Below are 10,123 nucleotides of genomic sequence, written 5' to 3' on the forward strand. Positions count from 1 at the left end.
GACATGCTGAACAAGAACCACCCTGTCGAATTCGACACCGTCCTGGTCGCCAACCGCGGCGAGATCGCGGTGCGCGTGATCAAGACCCTGCGCGCCATGGGTATTCGCTCGGTCGCGGTGTACAGCGACGCCGACGCCGACGCGCGCCATGTGCGTGCGGCCGATGTCGCGGTGCGACTCGGGCCCGCGCCCGCGCGAGCGAGCTACCTGTCGATCGAGAAGGTCGTCGATGCCGCTGTGCGGTCGGGCGCGCAGGCGGTGCACCCCGGGTACGGCTTCCTATCGGAGAACGCGGCCTTCGCGGCGGCGCTGGCCGATGCGGGCATCGTGTTCCTCGGGCCATCGGCCAGGGCCATCGAGGTGATGGGCGACAAGATCACCGCGAAGAAGACGGTGACGGCATTCGGGGTTCCGGTGGTGCCCGGCATCGCCGAACCGGGCCTGACCGATGCCCAATTGATCGCCGCCGCAGCGGAAGTCGGCTATCCGGTGCTCGTGAAGCCCTCCGCCGGTGGTGGCGGCAAGGGCATGCGCCGCGTCGCCGATCCCGCCGAGCTACCTGCCGCGCTGGTGAGCGCCCGGCGCGAGGCCGGGGCGGCGTTCGGCGACGACACCCTGTTCCTCGAACGCTTCGTCAACCGGCCCCGCCACATCGAGGTGCAGGTCCTGGCCGACAAGTTCGGCAATGTGGTGCACCTGGGTGAGCGCGAATGCAGTTTGCAGCGCAGGCATCAGAAGGTGATCGAGGAGGCTCCGTCGCCGCTGCTGGACGCGCAGACCCGGGCCCGGATCGGCGCCGCCGCCTGCAATACCGCCCGCAGCGTGGACTACGTGGGCGCGGGCACCGTGGAGTTCATCGTCTCGGCCGACCGGCCCGACGAGTTCTTCTTCATGGAGATGAACACCCGGCTGCAGGTGGAACATCCGGTGACCGAGATGGTCACCGGCGTCGACCTGGTGGAATGCCAGGTGCGCGTCGCCGCGGGCCAGAAGCTGGCGCGCACCCAGGACGAGATCCACCTCGTCGGGCATGCGATCGAAGCCCGCGTCTACGCGGAGGATCCGGGTCGCGGCTTCCTGCCGACCGGCGGCACCGTGCTCGCCCTCTCGGAGCCGCAAGGCGCTGGGGTGCGGGTGGATTCGGGAATCTCGGTGGGCACCGTGGTCGGGAGCGACTACGACCCGATGCTGTCGAAGGTGATCGCGCGCGGCACCACTCGCGCCGACGCGCTCGCCGCGCTGGATCGCGCGCTGGATCAGACCGTACTGCTCGGCGTGACGAGCAATATCGAATTCCTGCGCTTCCTGCTCGCCGACGACGATGTGCAGGCGGGCCGGCTCGACACCGCGCTGCTGGATCGTCGCGTCGCCGACTTCGTTCCCGCAGAGGTCACCGACGTCGAATTCATCGCCGCCGCGACACATCACTGGTTGCGACGCTGGCCCGCCGCCGGTGGCGACCCGTGGTCGACCCCCTCGGGATGGCGCCTGGGCGAACCTGCCCCGACGACGATCAGACTGGCCGCGGGCGAGCAGGTGCGCCATGTCTTCATCACCGGCACACCGGCTTCGGCGACGGTGTGGCTGGACGAGTCGGCATCTGGTTCGCCGACATCGAGCACCGAACCGCGCACGCTCAGCGCCACCGTCTCGGCCGACGGTCTCACCGCGACGCTCGACGGAGTGCGACGCGACTACCGCGTCGCCGAGGCCGACGGGCAGCTGTGGGTGAGCCACGATGGCGGGCTCGCCGTCCTTCGCGAGGTCGCCGAGGCGAGCGTGCGCGGCGAGGTCGCCCACGTCGGTGACGCCGAAATCCGCAGCCCCATGCCGGGTTCGGTGATCGCGGCACCGGTCGAGAACGGCGCGAGGGTCGCCGTCGGCGATCCGGTGATCGTGATCGAGGCCATGAAGATGGAGCACACGCTCACCGCACCGGTAGCGGGCACCGTGGAGGTGCTCGCCGTCGCGGGCGCCCAGGTGAAGCTGGACCAAGTCCTGGTGCGCGTCGTCGCTCACCCCGCGGAAACCGTCCCAGCGGAAGCCGCGACAGACATCGCCGCCGCCGATACCGCCGCGGCACCGACCGAGCCTGAAGGAACCCACGCATGACCGACTACCTGTCCACCGGTTCGCTGCCGGACGAGTACCGCCAGCTAGCACTCACCGTGCGTGATTTCGCGAACCAGGTCGTCGCGCCGGTTTCGGCGAAACACGATGCCGAACACAGTTTTCCGTACGAAGTCGTGGCGGGCATGGCCGACATGGGGCTGTTCGGCCTGCCGTTCCCCGAGGAATTCGGCGGCATGGGCGGTGACTACTTCGCGCTGTGTCTGGCGCTCGAGGAACTCGGCAAGGTCGACCAGAGCGTGGCGATCACCCTCGAGGCGGGCGTCTCGCTGGGCGCCATGCCGATTTTCCGCTTCGGCAACGACAAGCAGCGCACCGAATGGTTGCCCCAGCTCACCAGCGGACAGGCGCTGGCGGGCTTCGGACTCACCGAACCCGACGCGGGCAGCGACGCGGGCGGAACCAGGACCACCGCGGTGCTCGACGGTGAGAGCTGGGTGATCAACGGCAGCAAGCAGTTCATCACCAACTCCGGCACCGACATCACCCGCCTGGTCACCGTCACCGCGGTCACCGGGCAGGCCGGTGGCAAGAAGGAGATCTCCACCATCCTGGTGCCGACCTCCACCCCGGGTTTCGTGGCCGAGCCCGCCTACAACAAGGTCGGCTGGAACGCCTCCGACACCCACCCGCTGAGCTTCACCGACGTGCGGGTGCCGCAGGAGAACCTGCTCGGCGAGCGCGGTCGCGGCTACGCCAACTTCCTGCGCATCCTCGACGAGGGCCGCATCGCCATCGCCGCGCTGGCCGTCGGAGCGGCGCAGGGCTGTGTCGACGAGAGCGTGCGCTACGCGAGCGAACGCCAGGCCTTCGGACAGGCGATCGGCCGCAACCAGGCCATCGCGTTCAAGATCGCCCGGATGGAGGCGCGAGCCCACGTGGCGCGCACCGCCTATTACGACGCCGCCGCGCTGATGCTGGCGGGTAAGCCGTTCAAGAAGGCCGCGTCGATCGCGAAGATGGTCGCGAGCGAGGCCGCGATGGACAATGCCCGCGACGCCACCCAGATCTTCGGCGGCAACGGCTTCATGAACGAATACCCGGTCTCGAGGCACTACCGGGACAGCAAGATCCTCGAAATCGGTGAGGGCACCACGGAGGTACAGCTGATGCTGATCGCAAGGGAGCTGGGACTGTGACAAAGCGGGTAGTCCAGCGCGGCTTGTGGTTCGACGAGTTCGAGATCGGCGCGATCTACGAGCACCGGCCGGGGCGCACCGTCACCGAGGCCGACAATGTCCTGTTCACCACGCTGACCATGAACACCCAGGCCCTGCACCTGGACGCGGCCTTCGCCGACGCGCAGCCGCCGTTCAATCAGCGTCTGGTGAACTCGATGTTCACGCTGTCCACCCTGGTCGGGCTCTCCGTCGCCCAGCTCACCCAGGGCACGCTGGTCGGCAATCTGGGATTCTCCGAGATGACCACGCCCGCACCGCTGTTCCACGGCGACACCATGTACGCGGAAACGCTGGTCACCGACAAGCGCGAGTCCAAGAGCCGTCCCGGCGAGGGCATCGTGAGCCTGGCCCACACCGCGCGCAACCAGCACGGCGTGATCGTGGCGACCGCGATTCGCAAGGCCCTGATCCGCAAGGCGCCGACCGCATGAGAGCGACGGCCCCATGCCCGCAGTGCACCCCTCGAGAGGACACAGTATGAGCTGGCAGCCGAGTGGTCCCGCGTGGCTGTTCTGCCCGGCCGATCGGCCCGAACGCTTCGCCAAGGCCGCCGCGGTGGCCGATGTGGTGATCCTCGACCTCGAGGACGGTGTCGCGGCCGGTGACAAAGCCGCGGCCAGGCAGGCGATGATCGACACCCCGCTCGATCCCGCGCACACCGTGATCCGCGTCAACGCGGCCGACACCGACGACTACGCGGCCGACCTCGCGGCGCTCGCGCGGACCGCCTATCGCCGGGTCATGCTGCCCAAATGCGAGTCGGCCGACCAGGTTCGTAGCCTCGACGGCTACGAGGTGGTGCTGCTGGTCGAATCGCCGCTCGGCGCGGTGCGGATCACCGAGTCGGTGCAGGCCGACAACGCCATCGGCGTGATGTGGGGCGCCGAGGATCTGATCGCCGGACTCGGCGGCAACTCGAGCAGGCACGCCGAGGGCGGCTACCGCGATGTCACCCGTCAGGTGCGGTCGTCGACGCTGTTGGCGGCCAAGGCCTTCGGCCGCTTCGCCCTGGACTCGGTGTATCTGGACATCAAGGATCTCGACGGCCTCGCCGCGGAGACCAGCGATGCGGTCGCCGTCGGATTCGACGCCAAGGTCGCCATCCACCCGAGCCAGGTCGCCGTGATCCGCGACGCCTACGCACCCGACCCCGCCGAACTCGACTGGGCACATCGGGTGCTGGCGCAGGTGCCCCACCATCGCGGTGTCTTCGCGTTCGAGGGCCGGATGGTCGACGCGCCGGTGCTCCGACATGCCGAACAGATCGTCCGGCGCGCGGGCGTGCCCGGCTGAGCATCGGGTAACTATCCTCCGACAGACGAATTAGTCCAGTTCGAGGAGGATGGCGCCAGTGCAACCACAGTGGGTCCCGAGCGCGCAGGACATCGCGTCGGCCAGAATCACCGATTTCGCCGCCTTCGTCACCGCGCGAACCGGCGACCGGTACCCCGACTACCAGGCGCTGTGGCAGTGGTCGGTGGACGACATCGCCGGCTTCTGGCAGGCCGTGTGGGACTACTTCGAACTCGGCGCGACCGCCGGTGAGGTGCTCGGCTCGCAGGAGATGCCGGGCGCGCGATGGTTTCCCGGCACCCGGCTGAACTATGTCGACCAGATAATCCGGATGGCACAGTTCGGCCGCCCCGCGGTGGTGGCCCTGCACGAGGACGCCGAACCGCGGGAGGTGTCCTGGGCCGAATTGATCGAGCAGGTCACGGTTTTCGCGCGTACCTTGCGCGAGCAGGGTGTCGAGGTGGGCGACCGGGTGGTCGGCTACCTGCCCAACATCGGGGAGGCGATCGTCGCCTTCCTCGCCACCGCCAGCATCGGCGCGGTGTGGAGCGCCTGCGGTCAGGACTACTCCGCCAAGGCCGCGCTGGACCGGCTCGGCCAGCTCGAACCGACGGTGCTGGTCACCGCCGACGGCTACCGGTTCGGCGGGAAGGACCACGACAAGCGGGCCGACATCGCGGCCCTGCGAGACGGGCTGCCCGGCTTGCGCGCCACCGTCGTCGTCTCGCAGCTCGGTCTCGACGTACCCGACACGCTGTCCTGGACGGACTCGGTCGCCGATGCCGGACTCGGTGTTATCGAGACCGTCGCTGTCGATTTCGATCATCCGCTGTGGATCGTGTTCTCCTCCGGCACCACCGGACTGCCGAAGGGCATCGTCCACGGGCACGGCGGCGTACTGCTCGAACATCTGAAAGCCGTTGCCCTGCAATCGAATATGGGACCCGAGGATACGTTCTTCTGGTACACCAGCCCGAGCTGGATGATGTGGAACTTCCAGGTGGCCGGCCTGCTCACCGGCACCACCATCGTCACCTACGACGGCAGCCCGACCGCGGGTGGGCCGGATGCGCTGTGGCGCCTCGCCGCGCAGGTGGGTGCCACCGTTTTCGGAACCAGCCCCGGCTATGTGCTCGGCTGCGTCAAAGCGGGGTCGGTGCCCCGCGCCGAGCACGACCTGTCGGCACTGCGTTCGGTGGGCATCACCGGTTCGCCCCTGCCGGTCTCGAGCGCGCTGTGGTTGAAAGAGAATGTCGGGGAGCGTGTTCAGGTGAACTCGATCAGCGGTGGCACCGATGTGGTGTCGGCGTTCGTCGGCGGTGCCCCGACCGTGCCGGTCTGGCCGGGTGAGCTGTCGGCGCCGTATCTCGGCGTCGCCCTCGACGCGTTCGACGAGCAGGGCAATTCCGTGCGCGGTGAGGTCGGCGAGTTGGTGGTCACCGCGCCGATGCCGTCGATGCCGGTGAGCTTCTGGCACGATGACGACGGAAACCGCTACCGCGCGGCCTATTTCGACACCTATCCCGGTGTGTGGCGCCACGGCGACTGGATCACCCGCACCGAACACGGCAGCATCGTCGTGCACGGTCGCTCCGATTCGACGCTCAACCGCCACGGTGTTCGCATGGGCAGCTCCGACATCTACCAGGTCGTCGAGCAGTTCCCCGAGATCGCCGAGGCCCTGGTGATCGGCGCCGAACAACCCGACGGCGGCTACTGGATGCCACTGTTCGTCGTGCTCGCCCCCGGTGCGGAACTCACCGACGATCTCGAGACCCGGCTCGCCACCGCGATCCGCACCGAGGTCTCGCGCCGCCACGTCCCCGACGAGATCCGCGAAGCCCCCGGCATTCCACACACCCGAACCGGTAAGAAACTGGAGGTCCCCGTCAAGAAGCTCCTCCAGGGCGCCGACCCCGCCCGCGTGGTCGAACGCAGCGCCGTAGACGACCCCGCACTGCTCGACTGGTATGCCCGGATAGGCCAGCCCGACAAGGGCTAATACACTTGACCTATGACTGTCAGCGAGACTCGTGGGGCGCGTGGGGTAGCTGGGACTGAAGTTCGGCGTCGGCCGAAGAATCGTCGGGCGCAGATCGCGGCGTCGTCGGCGGTGGCGTTCGGGGCCGCCGGGTACCACGGAGTGAGCATGGAGGACATCGCGTCCGGGCTGGGGATCAGTTCGGCCGCGCTGTATCGGCACTACCCCAGCAAGTACGCGTTGTTCCGGGAGGAGTTACTTCGGGTCGGGCAGGCGTTCACGGCATCGATCGTGGTGTCGGCCGAGGAGACGCTGCCCGCGGCACAACGGTTGCGGCACATGCTGACCGGGCTGATCGGCGCGACCGTGGAAAATCGTGCGACCGTGCGACTGGTGCGGTGGGAGGGCCGCTATCTAGAACCGACCGATCGAGTGGTGCTCGACGATCAGCAGGCTTCGGTGCTGGTCGCGCTCGACGAACAGCTGGCGACCTTGCGCCCCGAATTGACCACGGCCGAACTGCGCTTGATCTCCACCGCGATCCTCGGTGTGGTCACCAGCATCGCCGATCACCATGCCGCGCTGCCGCTTCGCACGCTTAACAAGCTGCTCGGTTCGGCGTGCATGGCACTCACCGACACCGCATTGCCGCCTGCCGCAACCGTTTCCGAGCAGGGTGCCCGGGTACAGATTCCCGATTCGTTCAAACACGAACTGCTGCTGCGCAAAGCGGTGGAGCTGTTCCACAAGCGCGGCTATCCCAATGTGAGCGTGGAGGACATCGCATCGGCCGCGGGGTTGTCGGCGGCGTCGGCGGTGTACCGGTTCTATCGCGGCAAGAGCGACATCCTGGCCGCGGCGTTCCGACGCGCGGCGGACCGGGTGTCGGCGGCGATCGGGCCCGCGGTGGCGAGCACGGCCGACAGCAGCGCGGCGCTGGGCGTACTGGTCGACCAGTTCGTCGCCGACACCTTCGACGAGCGGGCGCTCGCCGTCGTCTACTACGCCGAGTTCGGGCACGTGCCCGCCGAGGAACGCGCGGTACTGCGCAACATCCAGCGGTTGAGCGTGCAGGAGTGGGCGCGGCTGGTGCGCGAGATCCGGCCCGAGCTCGCCGCGGCGGAGGCACGTTTCCTGGTGCACGCGGCGTTCGCGATGGTCATCGACCTCGGTCAGCGCTTCGGCGACGACCCGATCGCGGGCCGGGCCAGGGTGGGTTTCCTGATGCGGCGGGTGCTGCTCGGCTGAGGCAGTTCACCCGTCGCGTATGAGGCGGACCGTTGCTGACTCGTCATATGCTCGGCGCCGAGTCCGTCGACCGCTCAGGCAGTCGAACCGCTCGGGCCGTCGAACGGAGCGCGCATGGATCCTCACGCGAGGGCGCTGACCAGGCGATCGCTACTGGGAATCGTCGCCGCGGCAGCCGCCGCGGCGACGTTGCCCGGATGTGACGACGGCGAGACTTCTCCCGCGCCGGTCCGCACCACCGGTCGCCCGGATGCGCTCGCCATGGCGATCGACGCCTACATCTTCGGCTACCCGATGATCCTGCTGGACATGATGCGCGCGTCGAGCGGACCGACCAACAGCTTCGATCACAGCGTGCTGCCCGATCCCTACGATCGTGGGGTGGCCAGGCTCAGCCACGACATGGTGTATTCGCAGGCGTGGCTCGATCTCGCCGAAGAGCCGCTCGTCCTGCAGATCCCGGGGATGGAGCCCGACCGGTTCTGGCTGTTCCAACTGGTCGACGGGTGGGCGAACACCGTGCACGACCTGACCAGCAAGAGCCCACGGACCACCGTGAACGCCGACGGTCCGCCTTTCACCTATGTCCTCACCGGGCCGGAGTGGACCGGCACGCTGCCTTCGAAAATAACGCGGCTGCACATGCCCTCGGCGATGTCCACGATCGTCGCTCGGGTCCAGATCTACGGCGTCGCGGACGCGCCGAAGGTCAACCAGTGGCAGCGGCAGATGAAGCTGATTCCGCTGAGCGCCTGGAATCGCGGCGAGCTCGACAGCACTGTCAGCCGCGTCCACCCGATCGACCGTGGTTCCGAGCCGCCGACGAAGCGGATCGCCACTCTGGACGGCCAGACCTACCTCAACCGCCTGTGCCGACTGATGCTGGCCGATCCTCCCGCGACCGCCGACGCGCCACTGATGGCCCAACTGGCCACGATCGGTATCCAGCCCGGCGGAATCGTCGACGACCAGCCCTCCGACACTCTCGACGAGGCGGTCCGCCAGGCCCAGCGCCGCCTCGCCGAATGGACCGACCCCACGGCACGCTCGGTCAACGGCTGGGAGATCCCGATCGACCTCGGTACCTTCGGCACCGACTATCTCCGCCGCGCAGCCACCACCCGACGCTCCCCCGCCCTGGCCCCCATCCGCGACATCCTCTACGCGAACCGCGATGCCCCCACCACCGACGACCAGGGCAATCCCCTGCGCTACCGCATCCGCTTCGAACCGGACCAGTGGCCTCCGGTCGAGGCCTTCACCTCGATCACCGCCTACGACACCCAGGGCTTTTTGGTCCCCAACCCCGACGCGATCTACTCGGTCGGCCATTTTCCCGCTGTCGTCCGCGCCCCCGACGGAGCCGTGGAACTGGTTGTCCAACACCGAGACCCACGCCCCGCCGTCCCCACCGGCAACTGGCTCCCCATCCCCGCCACCGGCGACTTCTCCCTCACCCTGCGCCTCTACGCCCCTCGCCGAACCGCCCTCGACGGACAGTGGGAACCACCACCGATGACCCTGATCGACTGACCGTGGTCAGCTGCGGCTCGGCACCACAGGTCGCGCGACCGGAACCACAGTCAGCAGGTCGTCCACACCGAGGAAATCATCTGGATTCGTGGTGAACAGCGCAAGCTCCTCGGCGATGGCCACCGACGCGATCATCAGATCAGCGATCCGGCGGCGCGGTGTACGTCCCACACTGACCACCGCCGCGCATACCCGGCCGTAGATGCGAGCCGCATCGGCACCGAACGGAATCGGATCGAACTCGTTCTCGGCTCGCTGGAGCACATCCAACCGACGAGCACGCTCGGCGTGCTCGTCGTATTCGTCCTGCTCCTCGTTGCGCCGGACCTCGTGCGGACCCGCGGACAATTCCGCCAGGGTGACTGTGCTGATGGCCATCGCACCGGGCAGCTGATCCACATCGATCCATCGACGCAAGATCATGATGTTCGTATCGAGCAGACCGAACTGGTGGTCAGCGGGCATAACGGTCACCCGCGTACTGGTCGGACACCTCGTCCTGGTCGGCCCGGAACGCGTCCACAGAGATAGCCGGAGCCGTACGCGACATCGCCGCGAATTCAGCACGCGCCACGAAGCGCCTGCGCCGGCGCAGCGGAATCAGCTCACCGATCTGATGGCCGTCGCGGGTGACCACGAACGCCTGCCCCTGCTGGACGGCGTCCATGATTTCCTTCGACCGGTTGCGTAGATCGCGCTGATTGATCTCGGGTTGCGGCTGCATAAGCCCAGCATAAAGCACTGGTGCCACGCCGTG

The 10,123-nt window shown here is 68.0% G+C and carries 9 protein-coding genes; 7 read left to right on the forward strand and 2 right to left on the reverse strand.

Going from position 1 to position 10,123, the window contains the following annotated elements:
• The first annotated feature begins 3 nt into the window (after window positions 1-3).
• From NA12_RS13275 to NA12_RS13305, 7 genes are all read left to right on the forward strand, one after another.
• Window positions 4-2,112, forward strand: coding sequence for an ATP-binding protein (locus tag NA12_RS13275; protein ID WP_067449763.1), 2,109 nt, complete (start codon window positions 4-6; stop codon window positions 2,110-2,112).
• On the forward strand, window positions 2,109-3,269 hold the full coding sequence (locus NA12_RS13280; RefSeq protein ID WP_067449627.1) for an acyl-CoA dehydrogenase family protein: 1,161 nt from the start codon (window positions 2,109-2,111) through the stop codon (window positions 3,267-3,269). The genes NA12_RS13275 and NA12_RS13280 overlap by 4 nt, the downstream gene beginning before the upstream one ends.
• Window positions 3,266-3,742: a MaoC family dehydratase gene (locus NA12_RS13285; RefSeq protein WP_067449628.1), complete on the forward strand. Its 477-nt coding sequence runs from the start codon at window positions 3,266-3,268 to the stop codon at window positions 3,740-3,742. The genes NA12_RS13280 and NA12_RS13285 overlap by 4 nt, the downstream gene beginning before the upstream one ends.
• Window positions 3,743-3,788: 46 nt before the next feature.
• Window positions 3,789-4,604 (forward strand): HpcH/HpaI aldolase/citrate lyase family protein, encoded by an 816-nt coding sequence (locus NA12_RS13290; protein ID WP_067449629.1) that lies wholly within the window; start codon window positions 3,789-3,791, stop codon window positions 4,602-4,604.
• Between the two features lie 58 nt (window positions 4,605-4,662).
• Window positions 4,663-6,606, forward strand: a complete 1,944-nt coding sequence (locus NA12_RS13295; protein WP_132369695.1) for an acetoacetate--CoA ligase — start codon at window positions 4,663-4,665, stop codon at window positions 6,604-6,606.
• A gap of 12 nt (window positions 6,607-6,618) precedes the next feature.
• Window positions 6,619-7,833 carry a TetR/AcrR family transcriptional regulator gene (locus NA12_RS13300; protein ID WP_067449631.1) on the forward strand — a complete coding sequence of 405 codons (1,215 nt, stop codon included), beginning with the start codon at window positions 6,619-6,621 and terminating at the stop codon, window positions 7,831-7,833.
• Between the two features lie 114 nt (window positions 7,834-7,947).
• Entirely contained in the window at window positions 7,948-9,366 is a 1,419-nt protein-coding gene (locus NA12_RS13305; RefSeq protein WP_067449632.1) for a DUF1254 domain-containing protein, read from the forward strand.
• A 6-nt stretch (window positions 9,367-9,372) separates the two neighbouring features.
• Here the strand turns inward: NA12_RS13305 and NA12_RS13310 are convergent, their stop codons facing one another.
• The gene (locus NA12_RS13310; protein WP_067449633.1) at window positions 9,373-9,831 is read right to left on the reverse strand and encodes a type II toxin-antitoxin system VapC family toxin; all 459 of its coding nucleotides are present in this window, start codon (window positions 9,829-9,831) and stop codon (window positions 9,373-9,375) included.
• Entirely contained in the window at window positions 9,821-10,090 is a 270-nt protein-coding gene (locus NA12_RS13315) for a type II toxin-antitoxin system Phd/YefM family antitoxin (RefSeq protein WP_067449634.1), read from the reverse strand. Before NA12_RS13315 ends, NA12_RS13310 begins: the two co-directional genes overlap by 11 nt.
• Between the last annotated feature and the right edge of the window lie 33 nt (window positions 10,091-10,123).

It is taken from the genome of Nocardia alba NBRC 108234, assembly GCF_001612665.1.
In the GTDB taxonomy this organism is placed as follows: Bacteria; Actinomycetota; Actinomycetes; order Mycobacteriales; family Mycobacteriaceae; genus Nocardia; species Nocardia alba.